Annotated in this window: 22 protein-coding genes; 16 read left to right on the top strand and 6 right to left on the bottom strand. The window is 57.5% G+C overall.

The features are described 5' to 3' along the window. Window positions 1-64: 64 nt before the first annotated feature. The 14 genes from CDO73_RS12535 to CDO73_RS12590 all read left to right on the top strand — a co-directional run bounded on the left by CDO73_RS12535 (window position 65) and on the right by CDO73_RS12590 (window position 13,686). A complete protein-coding gene (locus tag CDO73_RS12535) occupies window positions 65-1,402 on the top strand; it encodes an ABC transporter substrate-binding protein (RefSeq protein WP_373446980.1) in 1,338 nt (445 codons plus the stop codon). Window positions 1,403-1,502: 100 nt separating this feature from the next. Beyond that, the gene (locus CDO73_RS12540) at window positions 1,503-2,291 is read left to right on the top strand and encodes an HAD family hydrolase (protein ID WP_088488863.1); all 789 of its coding nucleotides are present in this window, start codon (window positions 1,503-1,505) and stop codon (window positions 2,289-2,291) included. Further along, window positions 2,288-2,638 carry a DMT family transporter gene (locus CDO73_RS12545; protein ID WP_088488864.1) on the top strand — a complete coding sequence of 117 codons (351 nt, stop codon included), beginning with the start codon at window positions 2,288-2,290 and terminating at the stop codon, window positions 2,636-2,638. Before CDO73_RS12540 ends, CDO73_RS12545 begins: the two co-directional genes overlap by 4 nt. A gap of 47 nt (window positions 2,639-2,685) precedes the next feature. Continuing rightward, on the top strand, window positions 2,686-3,969 hold the full coding sequence (locus CDO73_RS12550) for a metallophosphoesterase family protein (protein ID WP_179218685.1): 1,284 nt from the start codon (window positions 2,686-2,688) through the stop codon (window positions 3,967-3,969). Window positions 3,970-4,330: 361 nt separating this feature from the next. Further along, window positions 4,331-4,678: a hypothetical protein gene (locus CDO73_RS12555; RefSeq protein WP_088488866.1), complete on the top strand. Its 348-nt coding sequence runs from the start codon at window positions 4,331-4,333 to the stop codon at window positions 4,676-4,678. 49 nt (window positions 4,679-4,727) lie between these two features. Next, window positions 4,728-4,871, top strand: coding sequence for a hypothetical protein (locus tag CDO73_RS26765; protein WP_179218686.1), 144 nt, complete (start codon window positions 4,728-4,730; stop codon window positions 4,869-4,871). Window positions 4,872-4,920: 49 nt separating this feature from the next. Then, window positions 4,921-5,943 carry a bifunctional GNAT family N-acetyltransferase/NUDIX hydrolase gene (locus CDO73_RS12560; protein ID WP_179218687.1) on the top strand — a complete coding sequence of 341 codons (1,023 nt, stop codon included), beginning with the start codon at window positions 4,921-4,923 and terminating at the stop codon, window positions 5,941-5,943. Next, entirely contained in the window at window positions 5,940-6,842 is a 903-nt protein-coding gene (locus tag CDO73_RS12565) for a DUF429 domain-containing protein (protein WP_088488868.1), read from the top strand. The genes CDO73_RS12560 and CDO73_RS12565 overlap by 4 nt, the downstream gene beginning before the upstream one ends. A gap of 158 nt (window positions 6,843-7,000) precedes the next feature. Continuing rightward, window positions 7,001-7,741: a class I SAM-dependent methyltransferase gene (locus CDO73_RS12570; protein WP_088488869.1), complete on the top strand. Its 741-nt coding sequence runs from the start codon at window positions 7,001-7,003 to the stop codon at window positions 7,739-7,741. A gap of 56 nt (window positions 7,742-7,797) precedes the next feature. Further along, on the top strand, window positions 7,798-9,030 hold the full coding sequence (locus CDO73_RS12575) for an ATP-binding response regulator (protein ID WP_088488870.1): 1,233 nt from the start codon (window positions 7,798-7,800) through the stop codon (window positions 9,028-9,030). Between the two features lie 57 nt (window positions 9,031-9,087). Continuing rightward, complete coding sequence (locus tag CDO73_RS12580; RefSeq protein ID WP_088488871.1) at window positions 9,088-10,098, top strand: MBL fold metallo-hydrolase; 1,011 nt, start codon at window positions 9,088-9,090, stop codon at window positions 10,096-10,098. Window positions 10,099-10,523: 425 nt separating this feature from the next. Next, window positions 10,524-12,254 carry a copper amine oxidase N-terminal domain-containing protein gene (locus CDO73_RS12585; protein ID WP_088488872.1) on the top strand — a complete coding sequence of 577 codons (1,731 nt, stop codon included), beginning with the start codon at window positions 10,524-10,526 and terminating at the stop codon, window positions 12,252-12,254. A gap of 292 nt (window positions 12,255-12,546) precedes the next feature. Continuing rightward, window positions 12,547-12,699: a hypothetical protein gene (locus tag CDO73_RS26770; RefSeq protein ID WP_179218688.1), complete on the top strand. Its 153-nt coding sequence runs from the start codon at window positions 12,547-12,549 to the stop codon at window positions 12,697-12,699. 216 nt (window positions 12,700-12,915) lie between these two features. Continuing rightward, window positions 12,916-13,686 (top strand): enhanced serine sensitivity protein SseB C-terminal domain-containing protein, encoded by a 771-nt coding sequence (locus tag CDO73_RS12590; RefSeq protein WP_179218689.1) that lies wholly within the window; start codon window positions 12,916-12,918, stop codon window positions 13,684-13,686. A 57-nt stretch (window positions 13,687-13,743) separates the two neighbouring features. Here the strand turns inward: CDO73_RS12590 and CDO73_RS12595 are convergent, their stop codons facing one another. Then, window positions 13,744-14,301 carry a phosphatidylglycerophosphatase A family protein gene (locus CDO73_RS12595; RefSeq protein WP_088489129.1) on the bottom strand — a complete coding sequence of 186 codons (558 nt, stop codon included), beginning with the start codon at window positions 14,299-14,301 and terminating at the stop codon, window positions 13,744-13,746. 248 nt (window positions 14,302-14,549) lie between these two features. Here CDO73_RS12595 and rph point away from each other — a divergent pair, with 248 nt between their 5' ends. Together rph and CDO73_RS12605 are read left to right on the top strand one after the other, a co-directional pair. Then, window positions 14,550-15,308, top strand: a complete 759-nt coding sequence (gene rph, locus CDO73_RS12600) for a ribonuclease PH (protein ID WP_088489130.1) — start codon at window positions 14,550-14,552, stop codon at window positions 15,306-15,308. Next, window positions 15,305-15,973 carry an XTP/dITP diphosphatase gene (locus tag CDO73_RS12605; RefSeq protein ID WP_088488874.1) on the top strand — a complete coding sequence of 223 codons (669 nt, stop codon included), beginning with the start codon at window positions 15,305-15,307 and terminating at the stop codon, window positions 15,971-15,973. Before rph ends, CDO73_RS12605 begins: the two co-directional genes overlap by 4 nt. Window positions 15,974-16,115: 142 nt before the next feature. Here CDO73_RS12605 and CDO73_RS12610 read toward each other — a convergent pair whose 3' ends face one another. The 5 genes from CDO73_RS12610 to CDO73_RS12635 form a co-directional block, all read right to left on the bottom strand. Next, window positions 16,116-17,909, bottom strand: coding sequence for a flagellar assembly protein A (locus tag CDO73_RS12610; RefSeq protein WP_088488875.1), 1,794 nt, complete (start codon window positions 17,907-17,909; stop codon window positions 16,116-16,118). A gap of 344 nt (window positions 17,910-18,253) precedes the next feature. Then, the gene (locus CDO73_RS12615) at window positions 18,254-19,828 is read right to left on the bottom strand and encodes a methyl-accepting chemotaxis protein (protein ID WP_179218690.1); all 1,575 of its coding nucleotides are present in this window, start codon (window positions 19,826-19,828) and stop codon (window positions 18,254-18,256) included. A 402-nt stretch (window positions 19,829-20,230) separates the two neighbouring features. Next, a complete protein-coding gene (locus CDO73_RS12625; protein ID WP_088488878.1) occupies window positions 20,231-20,899 on the bottom strand; it encodes a general stress protein in 669 nt (222 codons plus the stop codon). Window positions 20,900-20,927: 28 nt separating this feature from the next. Beyond that, a complete protein-coding gene (locus CDO73_RS12630) occupies window positions 20,928-21,605 on the bottom strand; it encodes a general stress protein (RefSeq protein ID WP_088488879.1) in 678 nt (225 codons plus the stop codon). Between the two features lie 177 nt (window positions 21,606-21,782). Further along, on the bottom strand, window positions 21,783-22,877 hold the full coding sequence (locus tag CDO73_RS12635) for an AI-2E family transporter (protein WP_088488880.1): 1,095 nt from the start codon (window positions 22,875-22,877) through the stop codon (window positions 21,783-21,785). Between the last annotated feature and the right edge of the window lie 118 nt (window positions 22,878-22,995).

The following is a 22,995-nucleotide window of genomic DNA, read 5'->3' on the forward strand; positions in this document are numbered from 1 at the left end:
AGGAGAACAACGAATGAAACAAGGTCAGAACGTCACGCGTTTCGACATGAAAAAGCCGGGCGGCATGAAGGTAAGTTGGAAAAGCGGCATGTCGATGCTGCTCGCGGCAAGCTTCACCCTGCTGGCGGCGTGCGGTTCTTCGCAAACCGGTCAAACGCCGAGCGCTTCCGCAAGCTCCGCTCCGGCGTCTTCCGAATCGTCCAAGCCGGTCGAGATCGAATTCTGGTACGGACTCGGCGGCAATCTGGGCGATAACATGAAAGCGAAGATCGACGCGTTTAACGCTTCGCAAAAGGAAGTCGTGGTCAAAGGGATCGCGCAGGCCGACTATACGGAAACCGAGCAGAAGCTTCAAGCGGCGATCGCGTCGAACAACGTCCCGGCGGCGGTGCTCAGCTCGAACGTGGATTGGGCGCGCAAAGGCTATTACGCTTCGCTGGACGACTTGATCGCGGCCGATCCGAATTTCAAAAAAGAAGATTTCGTGCAGACGTTCCTCGATCAAGGCAAAGTGGACGGCAAACAGTATTTCCTGCCGATGTACGGCACCACGCAGGTCATGTACTACCGCAAAGACGCGCTTCAAGCCGCGGGCATCGATCCGGCGAGCTTGACCACATGGGAAGCGCTGGCGGACGCGGCGGCGAAAATGACCAAAAAAGAAGGCGGCAAAACGACGTTCTACGGTTGGGAACCGATGTGGGGCGAAGGTAATATGACCGACGCGGCGCTCAGCCGAGGCGGCAGCGTGCTGAGCGAAGACGGCAAGACGGTTACGATCGACTCGCCTGAGTGGGTGGAGACGTGGGAACAGTTCCGCAAATGGATTCACGAAGATCAGATCATGCGGATTCATTCCGGCGGTCAAGGCTGGGAGTATTGGTACAAAACGATCGACGACGTGATGAAAAATAAAGCGGCGGGCTACACGGGTTCGAGCGGCGACCAAGGCGATCTGGACTTCAACGTCGTGGCCGCGATGCAGCAGCCCGGCTGGGAAGGCGTAGGCGAAGGCAAACCGGTCGCAAGCGCGATTCAAGCCGGCATCGTCGCGAAAGCAAGCCCGGACCAGCAGCAGGCGGCGTTCAAATGGTTCACGTATTTCATGCAGCCTGAGAATACGGCCGACTGGTCCATGAAAACCGGATATATCGCGGTTCGCCAATCGGCGCTCGAAGATCCGGCGTTCAAAGCGTTCAGCGAGAAAAATCCGCAGATCAGCGTTCCGCTCCAGCAGGCTTCGCACGCTTCGGTTCCGTTCCTCGATCCGACGGGCGGCAAGATCACGGATGCGCTCAAAGTAGCGGCCGATCAGGTGCAGATCAACAATATGCCGGCCGAGCAGGCGCTTAAAGAAGCGCAGGCCAAAGCGCAAAGCGAGCTGGATCGCGTCGCGAAATAATTCGTTTCGGCGAATAGGAATCATAAGACCGCAGAGGACGCGCGGACGGCGCGGCCCTGCGGTTTTGCTGCAGCAGTATCAGGTACGGGAGGGGTAAAGGATGACGGACGGTCAACGAAAAGGGGACGACCCGATCGGGCAGGCGCAAGCGATCTTGTTCGACAAGGACGGCACGCTGCTGGATTTTACGGCGATGTGGGGATGCTGGACGGATACGGCGCTGCGGCATTTCGAAGCGGCGCTGAGCGAGCGAGGACTTCGGCTTGAACGCGGGGAGATCCCGTCGATCTGGGGAACGGAGCAGGACGGGGAAGGGCGAACGATCGATTACGACCGGCGCGGACCGCTGGCGATGGGCACGATGGACGAATTGTACGCGATTCTGGCTTGGCAGGGCTACGCGGCGGGGTTGTCGTGGGCCGAAGCGAAAGTGATCGTGCGCGATTGTTTGCGTTCGGCGGACGCCGAACTGGAGCAGGTTCGCCCCGCGAAGCTGCTGCCCGGCGTGCAGGATTTATTGGATAACGGCCGGAAAGCCGGGATTCCGATGGCCGTGGTCACGGCGGACGAGACGGACAGCGCGCTTAAGCATCTGCGCTGGCTGGGCATCGATACGTATTTCGCGGCCGTCGTCGGCACGGATCAAGCGGAGCGCGGCAAACCGTATCCGGATCTGTGTCTGCTGGCCTGCGAGCGGCTCGGCGTAGCGCCGGAGCATGCGATCGTGATCGGGGATACCGAAGGCGATATGGCGATGGCGCGTGCGGCGGGCGTGCGGCTGAAGATCGGCATCGGCGAAGCCTCGGCGCTGCCTTCGGCGGATCGGACGGTCTTGTCGCTCTCCGAGCTGCGAACCGAACGGCCGAACGAGAGCCGGGTGACGGAATGAACGCGGCGGAAGCGGGTTCGCAGGCCTCGCTCGGCTGGACGCTGCTAGCGCTGGCGATCGCGCTGGAACTGAGCGGGACTTTATTGATGAAAGTATCCGACGGATTTACCCGGATGTGGCCGTCGGTGCTCATGTTCGCGTGTTACGGAGCGAGCTTTACGCTGCTGAACTTCTCGGTCAAACATATCCCGCTCGGCGTCGCGTACGCGATCTGGTCGGGCGTGGGCATCACGTTGATCGGGATCGCGGGCCATTTTCTGTTCGGCGAGCGTTTGAAGTTGGGTTCTTTGGTGTGGATGGGTTTTATCTTGATCGGAATCATGGGGCTGAAATGGAGCGAATCTTGACGGCAGGCAGCTTCGAAAAATACGCGGCGCAAAACGGAGGAGATCGCATGGAACGATACGGCGAGCAGAAGGAAACGGCAAACGGCATCGAAGCAGGAGCGAACGAGGCGGAAAAACGGCGGGAGCAGGCGGGGAGTGCCGACGCGCCGGCGCTGCCGTTGGCCGTTTTTCAGGTGATTACGGACACGCATATCCGCGACGATGCCGGACATATCCATAACCGGCATTTCGAGAACGCGCTGGAAGACCTCGCTTCCTTCGGCGCGGGAAGCCTCGGGATCATGCACGTCGGAGACGTGACGGACCGCGGGCTGGCGGCGGAATACCGCGAATTCCGGCGTCTGTGGAACGAACGTCCGGCCGGTCTGCCGGAACTGTACGTCACGCTCGGCAACCACGATATCGGAGCGGTGCTATGGGAAGAAAACGGCCTGCCCGTGGATCTTAGCGCGCTGAACGGACCGGAAGTCGAAGAAGCGCTGGACGGGCGGTTCCGGGAGAGAGCGGAAGGTTCGAGCGCGGAAAGCGAACGAGGGACGGACGGCGAATACGGCGCGGAAATCCGACCGAACGTCGGATCGTCCGAGGCGGACGGGCGGGAACAAGCCGGCGCGGCTTCTGCGCCGAGTCCGGCGAACGCGGCGGAATCGCTGGCCGAGGCGGCGGCCGAGCTGGGGCTGGATCTGGCGGGCATGGCCGCCCGGTTGACCGGTACGGCGGAAGCGGAGGGACGCGCCCGCGAACTGTGGGAACGGCGGATGGCGAGATTCGCCGAAGGAACCGGCGAAGCCGCGCCTTACCACGACCATTGGCTGGGCGGGTATCATTTTATCTTTCTGGGCAGCGAAAGCCCGCACCCCAAAGACTGCGACCTGTCCGGCGCGCAGCTGGAATGGCTGCGCGACCGTCTCGGCGAAGACGCTTCGGCGGACAAGCCGATCTTCGTCTTCCTGCATCAACCGCTGAAGAACACGGTAGCCGGTTCGACGGAAGCGCAGGGCTGGCACGGCGTCAATCAGGACGCCGCTTTGAGCGAAGCGCTGGCCGCCTATCCGCAGGCGATCTTGTTCTCCGGCCATACGCATTGGCAGCTCGAAGCCGCGCGGACGATGTTTGACGGGCATGGACGGATGCCGTCGATGTTCAACGCGTCTTCCGTTGCGTACCTCTGGACGGACGGCGACGAACATCTGACCGGAAGCGAAGGTCTGCAGGTCGAAGTGTATGCGGATCGCGTGGTCGCGCGCGGCCGCGATTTCGTCCGCCGCGAGTGGATCGGCGGCGCGGAATATACGGTCGTTTATCCGGTTGCGATCCGTAGCGTCGTGTAGTCGAATCCGATCCGGAACTGAATCTGTCTATTGCATCTATCATGCGTTCTCGACGCGCCCGGCGAATCTGCTGCCGGGCGCGTTTTTTTGCGTCTTCGCCGTGACGTCCGCCGCGAAGAACTTGAACAATGTTTGTTTTTCCTGCGATGGAATCCTTGTCTTGCTATACTGGACAAGAGAATGTTCGCGGGTCTTCTGCGCTCTTACCGCGACTTGGGAGTTCCGGACGCTGAGGCTATCGTGCGGATTTTCCATCGCGCCGACCTGTCGGAATATTGAACGGATCGGATTTTTCCGTAACGAATTCCGCCGAACGGCCGTTCTTCCGGTATCCGAAACCATAAGGAGGAGAGTGCCGCATATGAAAAGAACGGAGACGATTTGGGTCGGCGGTCTGCTGCTGCTCGGCGGAAGCTTGTTGTACGTGGGTGTGCATATCGCCGCGGTGCTGTACATGCCGCAGATCTATTCTTGGTATACTCCTCCCGGTCGTTATATGACCGCGCTGGCAGATAGCGGCGGTTCTCCGATGTTCTGGCTATCGATCCTGTTGATCGGAATCGGCCTGCTGCTGCTCGGAGCGAGACTGTTCGAAGCGCTCGGCCGGAAGTGGCGAAACGACGCAAACGAGATTCGCCTGCGCGGAGAGGCATTCGACGCGAACCGCGCGCAATCCGAAACAGAGGCAGGCGACCGCGCCCCCGACTGAACGTTGAACCGGAAAATCATCGGAGAACGAAGTTCGAAAAGGAGGAAACATGGGAATCATTTTACTTATTCTGCTGTTGATCGTTATCATCAAGCTCGTCGATATCGATAAGCGATTGAAAAGGGATGCCGATCAGCAGGAAAAAATCGCGCATCGTTTGGAGCAGATCGTCAAAGAACTGCGCCAGAGATAAACGATCGAACGGAATGAATGATAAGAACGAGGTCAGAGGAGAGAAGGCGATGTCCGTTAATCGTAATCAGGAACCGATCACGCTCGCGGCGGCACGCACGGAAGATATGGAAGCGCTGCGCCGGATCGCGATCGAAGCTTTTGCCCCGGATTTGCAGCGTTACGGAACAATGCCGCAAGGCATCGAAACGCGCGAGTGGCATGAACAAGGAATGGCCGACGGCTCGTATCTGGCGATCTTCGCGGGCGAACGGCTTGCCGGAGGCGCACGGATCTTCGATCTGGGCGACGGCCGTTTCCGTCTGGGTTCGCTGTTCGTCGATCCCTCGCTGCACGGCCGAGGGATCGGGTCGGCTACGCTCGCCGCGATCGAGCAAAGACATCCCGAAGCGAAAGAGTGGTCGCTCGATACGCCGGCCGGAAGCGAACGCAATCATCGTTTTTACCGGCATGCCGGTTACGTGAAAGTCGGCGAGAACTGTCCGGATCCCGCTTCCGATTTCTTGCTGTTCGATTACCTCAAACTTCCGCTTCTTGCCGTCATTCGCGATGCCGATCTGCCTTGGCCTGCCGCCGAAACGCAAGAGCGGTCGATCGCTCCGATCGCCGACGAGCGGAATTACGGGCTGCGCCAAGCCGCGCGCGCCGTATTGGCGGATGCGGAAGGCCGAATCGCGCTGATGCGCGTCGAAAGGGACGACTACCACAAGCTGCCGGGCGGAGGCATCGAGGGCGACGAAGACGCGTATGCGGCGCTGCGGCGCGAGCTGCAAGAAGAAGTCGGAGCGAATATCGAGATCGGCGAAGCGATCGGCATGACGATCGAATACGTGGCCGGTCATCGTCGCAAACAGTTCTCTTACGCTTACGAAGCGCGATCGATCGGTTCTCCGTCCGCGCCCGAGTTGACGAAGAGCGAGCAGGCGGCCGGATTCGCGCCGATGTGGACCGCGCCGGAAGAGGCGGTACGCCTGATGGAGAGCGATCGTCCGAAGACGTACGTCGGAGCTTTCATCCGCGCGCGGGATCTGGCGATTCTGCGGACTTATCTCGATCGGCAGGCCGCGGAATGAAAAAAAACGCATATCCGTGCGGGAACGCTTCGCTTTCGCCCGATCCGAATCTTCGATTCGACGAATCGGGCCGATCTGCCGCGCCGGACTCGGACCGGCCTGCACGCGGTTATCGCGGCATCGGCGTGGACGGCTGTCCCGGCGGCTGGATCGCGGTCGTTCTCGAAGAAAGCGGCAATCCGCAGACAGGCGGACGGCCCGAGCTGACGGCAGGCGTTTACCCGGACATCTCTTCGTTGTGGGAAGCGCTGAAGCCGCTCGCTTCGCGCGATCTTGTGCTGATCGATATGCCGATCGGCCTGCCGGAAGGCGCGGACGGAATCCGCAATCGCGTCGAAGACCGGAACTGCGACCGCGACTGCCGCAAACTGCTTCCTAAGCGGCGCAAATCCAGCGTATTTCCCGTTCCCGCCAGACAAGCGCTGCGCTCCGACGATCCTTCGGCGGCCAACGCGGCGGCGACCGAACGCAAGCTCAGCAGCCAGAGTCTGAACATTTTGCCGAAGATTCGCGAACTGGACGACTTTATCGCGCAGCATCTGACGCCGGAAGAATCCGGCGCCTTCGCGCTTCCGCTTGCGGAGTCGCATCCGGAAGTCGCTTTTATGCGATTGAACGCGGGCGAAGCGCCGCTGCACGGCAAGAAGACGGCGGAAGGATTAGCGGAACGTTTCGCCATTCTCGAACAAGCCGGCATCAAGCAAGCGGAATCGGAACGTCTGACGACGCTTTTTCCGAGAAAACAAGCGGCCTGCGACGATCTGCTCGACGCGGCGGCGCTTGCGATCAGCGCGCTGCGGATCGTATCGGGCCGTTCGCCCGCGCGCCGCGTTACCGAAGACGGGAGAAGGCAGTTCGATTACGACGGACGGCTGGAGATGAACATCGTGCATCTCTGATTCGGCGCCGCTCGGCGAACGCGAAATATGAAGGCGGGAATCCGATCGGCGGATCATCCCGCCTTTTTGCGTGTACATATAAGATTGGAGGCGCGGCCGCGAACATTCGTTCAGGTCGGCGTCCGACAAACGACAACTTGCGGGAGGCGACGCGAACGATGAGCGCATGGTACGAAGAAAGTTTCGGCGAAGATTATCTGAGAGTCTACAACTATCGGGACGAACAGGGAGCGGCGCACGAAGTGCACGAGATGATCTCGTGGTTGAAACTGGACCCCGGCGCGAAGGTGCTCGATCTGTGCTGCGGCATGGGCCGGCATTCGCTGTCGCTGGCGGAAAAAGGCTATGACGTGACGGGCATGGACCTGTCGGACGTGCTGCTGGAGGAAGCGAAAAACGAAGAAGGATCGGAAAACGTGAAATGGGTGCAGGGCGATATGCGCGAGCTGCCTTTCGCGGACGGCGAATTCGATGCGGTCGCGAATCTGTTTACCTCGTTCGGCTATTTCAAAGAAGACCGGGAACATCTGCGCGTGCTGCAAGAGATTCGGCGGGTGCTGCGTCCGGGCGGCCGCTATATCATCGATTTCATGAATCCGCCGCATGTGGAGCGTCATCTGAAGCCTTTTACCGAACGGGAAGAAGAAGGGCTCAAGATCGAAGAACGGCGGAAGATCGAAGACGGATACGTCAAGAAGCATATCACGATCATTCCCGAAAACAAGGAAGACGGCGAACCGCGCGAATACGACGAACGGGTCAAACTGTATACGCTGGACGAGTTCAAAGAGCTGCTGGCCGAAGCCGAGTTGGAGATCGACGAAGTGCGCGGCGATTATGACGAGAAACGGTACGAGACGGATTCTTCGCGGATGATTTTTGTCGGAAAAAGGTTCTAAATGCAGATAATATGGGTATATAGCACCATTATGCTTGCTTGAAGAGGTGCATACCGATGTCGAAAAACGAACATCATATCCAACAGATAAAAGAGCTTGAACAATCCGGACAAGAGTGTCGCATAGAGCTGGAGCATCTGCGATTGCTGCTGGAAGAGGAGCGGGCAAAACGCGAGGCTGCGGAAAAGGATTCCAAAGACAAGTCCAATTTCGTGGCGGTGCTCAGCCACGAAATCCGCAATCCGGTCAACGGCATCGTCGCGATGAGCGAACTGCTGAGCGAGACCGAATTGACGGAAGAACAAAACGAATATTTGAAGATTATCCGCGGGAGCAACGAATCGCTGCTTGAACTGGTCAACGGGATTCTGGACATGAGCCGTCTGGAAGCGGGCAAGATGACGATCGCGCACAATCCGTTCGACCTGATCAACACGATCGAAGACTTGATTTATATGCTTGCGCCGCGCGCTTTCGATAAGAACGTGGAAGTGGTGCTGGACGTGGAATCGGAAATTCCGCTTTTTGTCGTCGGAGACGTGGTCAAGGTCCGGCAGATCTTTCTGAATTTGCTGCAAAACGCGATCAAGTTCACGCACGAAGGCGAGATCGTGTTCCAATTGAAGCGCATGCCTTCGTTGGAGCCGGACCGCATCGTCGTGGGATTCGCGGTACGCGATACGGGGATCGGCATGTCGGAAGAACAATTGACGCGGATCTTCGACGTATATACGCAGGTGCACGAAGCGTCGATCCGTCATTACGACGGGGCGGGGCTCGGTTTGAACATCACCAAGAATTTGATCGAACTGCTCGGCGGGCGGATCGAAGTGACCAGCACGGCCGAAGAAGGAACCACGGTCGAGATCTTGCTCTCCTTCGAACGATATACCGACCTGCCTTCCATTCCGTTCGAAGACGATGTATTGAGCGGAATGAAGCTGCTGGTGATCGATCGCGAAGAGACGTCCCGAAGCATTATCGCGGGCAATCTAGGCGGCTGGGGCGCTTCGGTAGAATCCGCGGCGGATATGGACGAAGAACTGGCGAAGCGGGCGGGAGACGGCGCTTTTGATCTGCTGCTCGCCGACCGGAGTTCGGTAGACGGGAACGAGCATTTCCGGACATTGATGGAAAATCCGCGTCCGCACGCGTTTCTGCTTGCGCGTTTGGGCGAAAAAGTGGAGGATGAAGAAAGAAGCCGTTTCCGCTCGATCGTCACCAAGCCGATTCGCAAACTTCATCTGCTGAACGCCATCTTGGCGATGAACAAAAACAGCCGAGGATAAAGCGAACGTTTTGCGGCGAAGCGGCCGGCAAGTCAGGAGAGGACGAGGACGCAAAAGATGAACAAACCACAAGTGACCCGTTATAACGAAATCGCGCGCGTACGCCTGCATATGGCGTTTCCGCTGCGCTGGGTGAACAGCTATGTCCTTCACGGGGAAGACGGTTGGACGATCGTCGATCCGGGGCCGCGTTCGGCCGAGAACGAAGCGGTATGGGAAGCGGCGCTGAGCGAACTCGGGATTCGCGAGCCGGACATCGCTTCGATCGTGCTGACGCATCATCATCCGGATCATTACGGCTTGGCCGGATGGCTTCAGCAGCGGAGCGGCGCGCAGGTCTGGATGTCGAGAGCGGCCAGCGAAGCGGCTTGGCGCAGTTGGGGCAGCGTTCAAGAAGAGAGGGAGACGCGGGCGTTGACCGAGCCTGCGATCTCCCTCTATCGGCGTCACGGCATGGCTCCCGAGCGTTTGGCGGAGCTTCCGGAACATCTGGCCGGATTTCTGCCGCAGGTGACGCCGCAGCCGGAGATCTCCGTGATCGAATCCGGGCTGCCGATCCGCTTCGGCGGACGTTTGTGGCAGCCGATCGAGACCGGCGGGCACGCGGAAGGCCATCTGTCGTTTTACGAAGAATCAACGGGGACGATTCTGTGCGGGGACGCCGTGCTGCCGCGCATCTCGCCGAATGTTTCGTATAACCCGGAGGGGGACGGGCATCCGCTTCGTTCGTATCTCGACGGTCTGCGCGTCCTCGGCGCGCTGGAGGTCTCCAATGCGTTTCCGGGCCATCGCGATCCGTTCGGGAACTTCGCGGAGCGCACCCGCCAACTGCTCGCTCACCACGAAGAACGCTTGGATCGGATGGAAGCTTTGGTTCGGGAGCGACCGGACGGAACGGACGCTTACGGGATCTGCACCGCCGTATTCGGCGATTCGCTCGGCATTCATCAACTGAGGTTCGCGTTGTCGGAAACGATCGCCCATCTGGTCGAGCTGCAAGACCGCGGACGCATCGTCGGACAAGACGCCGGCGAACGGGTCGCGTTCCGCGCGCGAGCGGCGGAATGAGTCCGAAGCGACCCATGCCGAAGTATCGGCAGGCACCGCTTGGCTCGAAACGAATCGCATTTTTGGCCCGCTTCTTATCGGAGGCGGGTTTTTTCTTGCGCCTAAAGTCTCGAGAAATGAATCAGATGGACGCAAAAAATAAAATTTGAAATATCTCTTTCGGCTTGATTAGTTCTTTCGAACCCTGTGTATATAAAAAGAGTCGACAACTGAATTACTGTCCAAAAGATTGTGGTAAACTTATTTGCTCAGGCAAACAAATCGAGTCTTTCCAAAAAAGATTTTAAAAAATTTTAAAATTCGGTGATCCAAATTTTCGAAGCCTGCGTTTCATCGGATGTAAGCGAGAGACACAAGAACAAACAAAAACACAGATCAATACTCAACCACACTTGCTAGATACACACACAACTGGAGGGATTAAGATGTTTAAAATGTTCAATGTGAAGAATCTCGAATCGAAGAAGTTCAACGTGAAGAAATTGGCCGTTCCTGTTCTGGGTCTGGCGCTGGTCGTTCCGACGGTGGCGGGGGCCGCTCCGGTACAAGCTGCGGCAGCGACGACGAACATCGCGGCCACGGCCGCTCAATCGACCATGATGAAAGCGACGATCGACACGCCGGCCGTCGAACTGAGAGCCGCGCTGGACAACCTGCTCTCCGAACATTATCAACTGGCCGTCGACGCGATGATCAAAGCGTACGAAGGCACGCCGGATGCGGCAGCCGCTTATCAGGCGCTCGACCAGAACGCGCTCGATATGCTGCCGGCGATCGAATCGCTGTACGGCAAAGCGGGAGCCGAAGAGTTCGGACGCATCTTCCGCGCCCATAACAAATATACAGACGATCTGGTGAAGGCGACCAAATCGGGCGATATGGCGGCTCGCAAGACGGCCGAAGCGAACGTCGAGAAATTCGTCAAAGAATTCTCCGCTTTCCTCGGAACGGCAACGGGCGGCAAACTGCCGCAGGCGACGGCCGAGAAAGTTCTGCGTCTCCACGAAGACCAAGTCCAAGAAGCGTTCGACAAATACGTATCCGGCGATTATGCGGGAGCCTACATGGCTTATCGCGAAGGCCTGAACGAGATGTTCACGATCAGCAAAGCGCTGTCGACGGCCATCACGACGCAAATGCCGGAGAAATTCCAAAATACCAAACCGGATACCAAAGCCGGCGATCTGAGATCGGCGCTGAACCATCTGTTCGCCGAACACTTCGCGCTCGCCACGCTGCAAATGCAAGAGCAGTATGACGGCATGACGGCCAGCAGCAACGCGCTCGTGACGACGGAAGCCGCCAACACCAAAGACTTCAAAGCCGCGATCGCTTCGGTCTACGGTCAAGCGGGAGCAGACCAATTCGAGAAGCTCTGGACGACCGACCATATCAACGTGCAAGCGCAGTACGTAGCGGCCGTGAAGAGCGGGGACCAAGCGGCGATTACGGCAGCCAAAGCCCAAATCACCAAATTCACCAAAGAAATGGCGGCTTTCCTGAGCACCGCGACCGAAGGACGCATTCCGGAAGCCGGCGCGCTGCAAGGTCTGACGACGCACGAGAACCAAGTACAGCAGGTTCTGGACCAATATGCGGCTAAGAATTACACCGGTTCGTACAAAACGGAACGCGAAGGCTATGCGCTGATGTTCGGCGTAGGCAAGCTGCTGAGCGGCGCGATCGTCGACCAGTTCAACTCGAACTTCCAAGAAGCGGCTCCGATGCCGACGCCTGCACCTACGCCTACCCCGACTCCTGCACCGGCTCCGTCCATGATGACGGTCAAGATGCAGATCGGCAGCCCGAACCTGACGCTGAACGGCAAAACGACCAAGATGGACACCATGCCGCGCGTTTGGGATAACACGACTTACGTTCCGCTGCGCTTCCTGAGCGAAGGCATCGGCGCCAACGTGAAATGGGACAAGAAAGCGAACCAAGTTACGGTCATGGCCGGTAACGATACGCTGAAGTTCTGGTTGGGTAAAGACTTCATGGAAGTCAACGGCAAAAGACAATCCATCGGCCACGAAGTATTCGCGGACGAAAACGGCCGCACGGTCGTGCCGCTGCGCTTCATCACCGGCCTGCTGGGTTGGAACTTCAACGTCGACAGCAGCAATTGGATGATTACGCTGACCAAATCGATGTAAATCGAAATCTTCGAGTCTACGCCAGCATAAACGCGCAAAAACGCGATATTCGCCGCAGTGCCCGCTTGTTTTCCGGGCACTGCGGCTTTATTGCGTTTCGGCGGCTCTGAGCGAAGATAGGGCTTTTTGACGATCGGCGCGAGCGCTGGTATTCTGGCCGTAGAAAGACTTCATAACGGCGATGAAGCGGATGCCCGTTTCAAGGCGCGGTCGTTCGCGGATTCCCGAAACCTTTGCGCGAGTTCGGACTTCAGGTTCCGAGACTCGACGTCAAGAGAAGGAGGAGATCTCGATGCTGGAGAAAAGATCCGACCTTTATGAAGACTGGTACGATTACGACGATTATTACGACGACGTGCTGCGGGGCTATGTCGGTCCGAGAGACGACGGTTTCGAAGAAATCAGCAATCGCGAAGACGAGGAAGCGGAGAGAAGATCGATGTGAGTCCTTACGGGACTCTTTTCGGAATGCGCTGCCGAAGTCGCAACCGATGCAGGACTTGAGAAGGATTTCCCGGATTCGGGGAGTCCTTTTTTTTGATTCGGACAACAAACGGGTATAAAATATCCAATGAAACGTTTCTTAGCCTTTTTTTGGCGAAATTGTGACGAAGCAAACAAGCAAGCGGGGAGAAGGACGAAAGGGAAGAGGAGGGTATTTATGAGTTTCGAGCCTCAAAACAAACTCGAACGCACGTTGGCTGCCGCCGCGGACGATCCGTCTCGCAGAATGGAATTTTACGAGGAACTTCGACGCTCGGAGCTATATACCTTGCATATGGGCGGAGAGATGCCGACCCGCGAGGGCGTTCTGAAAGAGAAGACCACGGTGCGCTTGCCCAGCGTCGAGTTGGAAGGAAAAGCTTATATTCCCGTGTTCAGTTCGTTGCGGATGCTTCAGCAATCGATCGACCGGGAGATGCGTTATTTGTCCGTCAACGCGATGGATCTGTTCGAATTGGTCCGGGGCTCGGACGTCTGGCTGAATCCGGGGGGAGCAGTCGGCAAAGAGTTTCCGGCTTCGGAGATCGAAGCCATTCTGGACGGCAGTTTATTCGGCATTCCTCGGACCCATACGATCGAACGCGAAACGCAGATGATGATCGGACGTCCGGAAAAAGAGCCTGACGAACTGCTGGAAGAATTGGCGGAAGTGTTCGACGAGCTGCCGAGCGTCAAGTTGGCTTACAACGCGCATTACTATAATCCGGCTACGGGAGATCCTCCGCATACGTTGATCGCCGTCGAAACCGACGGGAACTGGGAAGAAGTCGTGCGGGCGGCCGGACGCCGGGCTTCGAGCGCACGGGTGCCCGATCCGCCCGTCGATTTTCTGCGGCTCGACGGCACGAGCGGGCTGGAACATTATTTCGAAGCGGACTGCGAGCCTTTCTACCGCAAACGAAGACGCCGAGGTCTGTTCGCGCGTTAGCGCGTTCCTCGGCGTCCGTCTGATGCGCGTTCGGGTCGGATCGCGATCCGGTTCGGCTTAATCTTCGCCCGGTTCTTTCGGCAGTTCGATCTCGACTTCGCGCTCGCTCTGTTTGTTATGGGCGATGCGGCTGCTGGCCGCCGAAGCGATCGCGCCGACGATATCGTCGAGATACGTATGCACCGGACCCAAGCTTTTGTCGTTGAGCCGCTCCAGCACGCCGGGTTTCAGTTTGTCCACATAGCCGAAGTTGGTCAAGCCGATGCTTCCGTATACGTTCACGATCGACAAGGCGAGGATTTCGTCCACGCCGTACAAGCCTTCGTCGTTCTTGATCATTTCTTGCAGCGGAGACAGCAGTTTGCCTTCTTCGGCAAGCACGTCGAGCTGGATGCCGGTCAAGACGGCATTTTGGACTTCGCGTTTCTCGAGCACTTTCTCGACGTTGTGCACGCACTCTTCCATGGTCAAGTTCGGGTAATATTTTTTCTGCAAAAACATGACCAGTTCGGCGATCTCTTCGGTCTTGACGCCGCGCTGCTCCAGCCAGCTTCGCGTCGCTTCGGCGACTTTGCGGCTGTTGAGCGAATAAGCTTGGCGTTCGGGAATGCCCATTTTTTCTTCTTTGGGCGTCGGTTGTTCCGGAGTTTGCATGACGGTCACCTCGGTTTTTATAAAATGGTTCGGATAGGGTAGGACAGGTACGGCCGGGGCCGCCTTTCCGTATACCTAACATCTGTACATATTCGACGTTTCTGAATCAAAATCCCGCCGAAATCGTTTTGCCGTGTGCGAAGAGCGATCGATTTTGCTAGAATGAAGGGAACGAAACGTCGCGAAGGCGACTATTGGAGGACGAAAGAGTGAGCAGGAACGACAGAAGACCGGACGAGATTCGCCCGGTCAAGATCGAGGTCAACACGAACAAATACGCGGAAGGTTCGGTTCAGATCGAAGTGGGCGACACCAAAGTCATCTGCAACGCGACGGTCGAAGAGAAAGTGCCTCCGTTCATGAAAGGACAAGGACGAGGCTGGGTCACCGCGGAATATTCGATGCTGCCGCGAGCGACCCATACCCGCAATATCCGCGAAGCTTCCAAAGGCAAGTTGGGCGGACGGACGATGGAAATTCAGCGGCTGATCGCCCGCGCGCTGCGTTCGGTCGTGGATCTGCAAGCGCTCGGCGAGCGCACGATCACGGTCGATTGCGACGTGATTCAAGCGGACGGAGGCACGCGCACCACGTCGATCACCGGCGCGTTCGTGGCGATGTGCTTGGCGGTCAACAAGCTGGAAGCGCAGGGCAAGCTCAAGCGCTACCCGATTACCGACTTTTTGGCTTCGGTCAGCGTAGGCGTGGTCGACGGCGAAGCTCTGCTGGATCTGCGTTACGACGAAGACAGCAGCGCGGCGGTGGACATGAACGTGGTCATGACCGGCGCGGGAGCCTTCGTCGAACTTCAGGGAACCGGCGAAGAACGACCGTTCAGCCGCGACGAACTGAACGCCATGCTGGAACTCGGCGAGCTGGGCGTCCGGCAGATGATCTTTGTACAGAAAGAAGCGCTCGGCGCGAACGCGCCGAAGATCGGCAATCCCGAGATCGGAGGACTGGCATGAGCGAAGCGGCAGGAGCATCGGATCGCGACATCGTGGTCGTGGCGACCCGCAATATGGGGAAGGTACGGGAGTTCCGTCATGCATTGGCCCCGCTGGGCAAAGAAGTTCGCAGCCTGCACGAATATCCCGATGCGCCGGAAGTCGTGGAAGACGGGAACAGCTTTGCGGAGAACGCGTTCAAAAAAGCTAAGGAAATCGGCGATTTCTTGAATTTGACCGTATTGGCCGACGATTCGGGATTGTGCGTCGAACGGCTGGACGGCGCGCCGGGGATCTACTCGGCGCGTTATGCCGGGGAGCACGGCAACGACGCGGCCAACAACGCCAAACTGTTGGACGAGCTGATCCGGCTTCGTCAAGGCGACGACACCGAGCAGCCGCTGCTCAGTCCGGCCCGGTTCGTCTGCGCTTTGGCGCTGTACGATCCGGCGACGGGAAGACGCGTCGAATCTGAAGGCGAAGTCGAAGGATGGATCACGTCCGAGACGGCCGGGCAGGGCGGCTTCGGTTACGATCCTCTGTTCTTCGTGCCGCAGTACGAACGGACGATGGCCGAACTCAGCGTCGAAGAGAAACAGCGGATCAGCCATCGGGGAGCGGCCCTCGAGAAGCTGCTTGCGAAGCTGAACGGCCATCTGAACGGATCGGTCAACGAGACCGAATAGAAGGCCTGAACCAGCAGCCGTACTCTGCGGACAAGCAAGACGGCGCGTCCCGCGAGAACAGAAAAAGGGCAGCGAAGATTTCTCTTCGCTGCCCTTTTTCGTTTGCTCCTGTACGCAGCCGATAGCGGTGCGCATTCTCCGCTCAGCCGTAAGCCGCCGCCGCGGAATCGCGATGGCCGAACGTATAGTCCTGCATCGGACTCAGAATATCGCGGTTTAAGCCGTCGATGCTGATCTTTCCTTCGAACATGCGGTAGACGTAGATGCTGTGCTTCGCTCGGAGGATGCAAGGCGCGCCGCCGGCACTGCCTACGGTGCGCGCAAGGATGTCTTCTTCGGACTCGAGGCAGGAGCCTCGGCACACGGAAGACGGATGATTGAAGCGGATCGACCCGGTCGCGTACAGGTCGCTTTGCAGCACGCCTTCGCGGTGGATCGTGATATCGCCGTTCGATTTGATCGTGCTGGTCTGGCAGCGCGACAATTCGATATGCGAGTCGTTCTGCTGCATGTCGTTGACGAAGGCATGCTCGCGTCCCAAGTCGGCTTGCAGCCTTAAAAGCTGGCTTTCTTCGAGCGATTCGATCATCTGAACCGGCGATAGCATCAGATTCAGCGTGTCGGCGAATTCGTTGGACGACGAACCGGTGCCGCGCTGCACGGTAATCAAGACTTGAAGCAGTTCCCGGATATTGTTCTGAATATTTTTGAACTTCGTTTTGAGCAGCAGCAGAACGATTTGGCCGTAACGGGCGACTTGTCCGCGTCGGGACGTTTCGGCTTGAAGAAGGCGCGCCGCATGAACCAGCATGGCAATCTCGTCTTTGAGCTGCCCCGACAAATGAAACAGGCGGTTAAAGGAAAGGCCGAAGCTGCCGGAATACAGCCGACTGCTGATCGTGCTGCCTTGAACGATGATGCTGCCGGCGGCCGTGATCATCGAATGGTATACCCCTCCGGACACATACACGTTCCCCAGCGACTCGACGATCATATTATCGGTCACGTTTCCTTGAATGGACACATCGCCCGAGAAGATGATATGCCCGGTCTTCAAGTCCACGTCGCCCGCAACGACATAGGCGTCGGAGATGTCCAGATAACATAACGAGTCGCCGGTAACGCAGGGGCGTCCGGCTTTGGCGGCGACGAACAAATCGTCTTCCTGCATCTCGACATGCTGCCGGGCGCGAACTTCGATCTCTCGAACGGGCGGCGGCGCGATCGGTTCGCCGTAGACGTCGCAGCCCGCGCTTCCGTGCTTTGCCCGTCTGAGTTTGGCGAGCGGTTCCCCGATCTGTACGGAAGGAATCCGCAGATGATTGCGATAATCGAGAGAACCTCCGGCTTCTTCAAAAGCATTTTCGATCTTCTCTTCGAAAAAAAGTTCGAGCACGGCATCTTCGCCGGGAATCGGAGCTTCGCCGACCGCGAAAGTCACCCATGAGCCCTGCGCTTCTTGAAGCGCTTGCACGACGGCGGAGACGTTCAAGTTTTTGCGGATGCCGAGCTTGCCGATCTCGCTCATGATCTCGGCAATCTCCAACCGGCGGACGACCCGTTCGAAATCCGCGGCCGCTGTCGGAGACAAAGAAGCGGCGGGAGGCGCATCTTGAAGCTTCCATGCATATTCGGTTTCCGAGAATACGCGGATCGCGGCCTGCATGCGGTCCGGCGAGACTTGGATCTCGTACAGCGGTTCGGAAACGCGTTCCCATTCGATCTTGTCGGCGGTTCGTACAGGCGAAGCCGTTTGCACTTCTACGCCGTTCAACCACCACCGAAGCGGCGGGAGCGGGATCAGTACGGCGTAAGCCCCGTCTTCGTCGGGATTCGATACGTACAAGGAACCTTCCCGGATTCCGATCGTGCCGTCCGTCGACAGAGAAGCGGGGGGATCAAGATTTTGTTCCGATATCTGATCTATGTTGGACATGCCAAAAGACCTCCTCTAGGATGAAAACATCAAGTGACGGACGTTATATTCGAAAGGTGAGGAGCGGTACTAGGACTGTTGGCGTGATTCGTTCGAGCTTAGAGAGAATGGACCCCTTTGGAAATAAGTACATAAGTCTTTATCACATTATAGAATAATATCTCCGGACCTAATTTTCAATAATTTTTTCCAGATTATCGATTTCATTGTATGCGACGGTCTTTGAAGCGTTTCGATCGGAGGATGTTTTGCTTGCAGGTTCGCCAAAAAATCCTTCCCGTCGGACCGCGTCGCGGAAACGGAAAGGATTTTCGTAATCGTGGGAAGCGCGTCAGATCGGAACGTTAACCCGCGATCGTGTTTTCGATCGGGACGGGTTGTTCTTCTTGAAGTTTGCCGCGGCGTTTTTTCTTGCGCTCGGTTCCTTTGGGAAGAGAAGCGTCTTCGGCGGCGATCTCGTTCGAAAGACTCGTCAATTCCTGCAAGCTGCCGATCAATTTCTCCAGTTGGGAGAAGCTGGCGGACATCTGTCCCGTGATATATTTCTGTTCGCTCATGCCGGCAAGGATCTCTTCCATGGCGGCATTGGTCTGCTGCGTAACGGCGGAGATGGCGACCGCCTGGGAAGACACTTCGAGCGAAGCGACTTTCATCTTCTCGGAACGGTTCTCCACTTCTCCCGCTTGATCCAGCAATTTATGCGTATTTTGGTTGATCTCGCTCAGCGCATCTTCCGAACGCTGCGCGGCGCCTCGGCTGTGCTCGACGGCGGAACGTCCGCGGAGAACCAGCGTCATGAGCCTTTCGGTTCCGCCCTGAAGTTCGTTCAAGATGCCGCCGATCTGTTCGGCCGATTCGCGGGAGTGTTCGGCCAATTTGCGGACTTCGTCGGAGACGACCGCGAATCCGCGACCGGCTTCGCCGGCGCGCGCCGCTTCGATCGCCGCGTTGAGCGCGAGCAAATTGGTTTGGCTGGCGATCTCGGAGATCGTGGACAGGATCTGGGCGATTTGGCGATTCTGTTCGCGGAACGATTCCATGTCATGAGCGGTATCGTTCATGACCGAGTAGACTTGGTCGATCTGGGAACGCAGTTCGACCATGCGGCCCGCGCCTTCCTGCGTGACATTGGCGGTATGCTCGGACAAATCGCGCATGATCGAAGAATTCTGCACGACGCCGTCGATCTCGCGGTCGCTGTTCGACATCTTGTCCGTGATTTCCGATACGCTGTCGGCTTGGCTTTCCGCGCCTTGAGCCACCTGAGTAAACGCATTGGTGATTTCTCCGGTAATCAGCTCGTTCAGCGTAATGTTTTCTTTCGATTTGCGCGCGAACCGGCTCAGTTCGTCTACGGATGTCTTGATTTGGGTAAAGACGCTATCGAGTTTGCGCGCATCCGTGACGCTGCGTTCCTGCTGTTTGGCGAGGTCGGCGAACAGCTTCTCGTTCAACGCGCCGATCGTCACCGCGACGGCCGAAACGATGACGAATACGGCTACGCTGAAGATCAGCGAGACGAGCGGGCTTTCCGGAACAAAAAAGGCCGAACCGCGCAGCCACGATACGAGAATGGCAAGGGTCGTCAAGGACGAATACGCCAGCACGTAACGGTAACGCGGATAAAGCAGCAGCAATACGGCCGGAAGAATAGCCGACATGACGTTGATGCTGTCGAGTTGAGCGACGGCCTGACAAGCGGCGGAGAAGACGGCTACCGCGTAAGGAAGAATATGCAGCGCTTTCTTTCTCAAAGTAAGAACGGTAAATACAAGCACGAACGCGACCAAAGTTCCGCCGACGATCTGCATAGGCAGCCCGAGACCGAAGCTTACCGGACCGATCAGCAGGGCGACGCCCCAAAGCAGTCCCATAACGATCTTGTTTCTCTGATGGATGACATGATCCAGATTGTTCAAACGCTCACTTCCCCCGTTTATGTATTTGATGAATCGGTGCGTTGGACCTACTCCCATTATCGGCAAAAAGCCCCTAACCTTGTAGAGAGAATACATAAAAAAAGGTCGATTTTAGTCCTGAAAAAGTCGATTTCGAAAGAAAAATTTCGATTTTGGACACAATGGCGAACAGAAAACGTTTGCGAAACAAACCCTTGAACCACAAGGGTTTATGCTCGTTCGCGAGTTTCCCGAAAGCAGCGGAAGGCCGAGAGCGAAGACGCGGAATTCGGGGCGGCGGCTCGAAGCCGAACATGGAAGAGGAAAAGGCGGGCGAGCGCTACGAAAGTCCCGAAAATCGAACGCCGCGACAAAAAAGCGACCGTTCCCGAAAAGGGACGGCCGCTTAACTTTATTCACCGTTCAACGCGAATCATGTTCGGCGCGCGAAGGAAGATCGATACGATCGTCGCTCGCGCGCTTGTCCGATTCGTTCGGATCGGACAAGGAGGACTCTCCGACAGAAGGCAGCGGATCGGATGAAGAGGGAGAATGCGGCGGAGCGACGGTCAGATTGTCGTTATCGCTTCCGGCACCGATCCGGGTATAATTCAGCGCGTAATGGCTGCGGAACAGCTCTTCCGCTTCGCCTCGCCGCGGCTCTTCGGCATCCACGATCACCAAGACGCGTCCGCTTCCGACATGTTCGTCGTAGAGTTTGGCATCGTCTTCGGAGATTCCGAGTCCGATCAGGCCTCCGACCAGCCCGCCGCCCGTCGCGCCTACCGCGATCCCGGCCAACGCCGCGGCGATCGGGCCGGCCGCGAGCAGAGGACCGATGCCGGGAATCGCCAGTGCGCCCAGACCTACCAACAGACCGCCCACTCCGCCGAGAAGGCCTCCCGCGGCCGCGCCGCCGGCTGCTCCTTCGGGAGCTTTGGTATGGACGGGATCGATGATCGCGTCCGCTTCTTCGCGGTTTCTTGTGATCACGGACAGATTCTCCGTATCGAAGCCGTGCTTTTTCAGATCTTCGACCACTTCTGCGGCTTCGCGCTCGGTCAGAAATACGCCTACGACTCTCTGGGCCATCCTTCTTCCTCCTTCGGTACCGCGCTTCTTACTTCCGATGAAGCTTACGGCTTCGATCGTTCTCCAGATCGGCCGGGCTAGCCAGCCCGGTATTCATATCGCTTAAATCGTTGTCCATGCGATTGGCGTCCAGATTGCTGGCGCCCATCGCCGGCATATCGCGGTAAGACGAAGTTTGGGCAGCCGTCGCGCGAGGGTTGGCCAGTTCTTCGTCGTAGCGTCGATTCAAGGAATTGTTGTTTTGGAAAATGCGATAAACGTCCATGCGATTGCTTTCTTCGGCATCGACCGCGACGAGGATGCGGCCTTTGCCGACCATCGCGTCGTATTCTTTCGCTTCGTGTTCCGGAATGCCCAGCCCGATCAGTCCGCCGATCAAGCCGCCGCCGGCTGCTCCGACCGCCGTCCCGGCCAATGCCGCCGCCAAAGGCCCGGCCGCCAGAAGCGGTCCGATCCCCGGAATGGTCAAAGCTCCCAATCCGGCAAGCAGTCCTCCGATGCCGCCGATGACTCCCCCCGTCGCCGCGCCGCCCGTTGCGCCTTCTTGAACCATCGTGGCCGTCTCGTCTTCGAATTTGCGAGCTTCTTCGGCATTATGAATCACGACCGAAATGTCGTCCGGTCGGTACCCGATCCGTTTCAAGTCGTCGATCGCGCTCGCCGCTTCTGCCCGCATGCCAAAAATCCCGATAATTTTCCGATGCATGTCCTTACTCCCCCTTGGATGCTTGATCTTGAACCGATAGCCGACTCGACATAACCTTGCTTTCTCTATCTGTTTAAACTTCCGAATGAAAGCGAAACTTGGAAATTGCGAAAATAGGTGTAAAAAATTGCTTGAGCTGTTTCGAATCGTTTCGTACGGTTTAATTTATTCGAATTTTCAAGTGAAGTCTTGTTTGATTTTGCTTTTGACGTACATCTGGTATCCGTGCCGGATCGCGATCTTCACCACCATATAGATCGGGATGCAGATCAGCATGCCCAGAATGCCCATGACGTCTCCGCCGACGAGCAGCAGCACGATGACGGTGAGCGGGTGCATATCGAGCTGTTTGCCGAACACGAGCGGTTCGAGCAGATTGTTCTGGATCAACTGCGCCACGATAACGATGACGATCGACCAGATCGCCATGCTCGGCGACTCGATCAGCCCGACGATCCCGACCGGAACTCCGGCGAGGAAAGCGCCGATGAACGGAATGAAATTCAGGAAGAACGAGATGATGACCAGCAGCAGCGAATAAGGCAGATCGATGATCACGAAGCCGATATAGAGCAGCACGCATAGCAGCAGATTGACGATGACCCGCCCGGCGATAAAGCTGTTCAGCGCATCGTCCATTTCGTTCAACATCACTTTTCCGTCGTCTTTCTGATTGGCCGGGAAAATCTTCATGAGCTGCGGAGGCAGCTTATGATCGTCGCGCAGCAGGAAGTAGAGCAGGATCGGGAAAGTGGCGATCACCAATACGAAACTGGAGATAAACGAGAACATGCCCGTCAGATTGGACGAGAGCCAGTTGAGCGAAGTGTCCAGCACGCCGGACAGGCGGTCCAGAATCTCTTTGTTCTGAGCCGAGTCGCTCGGAATGAAACGGCTGATCGTCGGGTTGTTCTGAAGCATCTGGACTTGATTGACGGCGTCCTGCGCAAGCTGCGGCGCGTTCTCGACGAAGCTTTCGATCTGATCGCGCAGCGTCGGCCAGACCCACAGCGACGATCCCGCGATAAGCAGAATGAAGATGGCGAAGATCAGCATGACTGACCACGAACGCCGCCATTTTTTACGTTCCAGATAACGAACCAACGGCCGCAGCGGGTAATAGAAGAATGCGGCGATCAGCAGCGGAACGACCAGCGAGCTGACCAGCGATACGACGGGGGTGAAGATGAACTTGACCAGCGTGCCGAGGAAAATGATGAGCAGGATCAGGGCTACGCCCGCACCGATGACGAAAAAGCGATTCTTGAACATAAACGTCCTCCTACTTGCTGAAATAAAGCTCCTGCGCGAACGTTCGGGCGTCTTAGGCCGTTCGAACGGATTTCGGCAGGGCGTCGAGACGGAAGCTGCGGATATGTAGGTCCGGGCG

Origin of the sequence: Saccharibacillus sp. O23, assembly GCF_002205895.1 — a bacterium.
GTDB lineage: Bacteria > Bacillota > Bacilli > Paenibacillales > Paenibacillaceae > Saccharibacillus.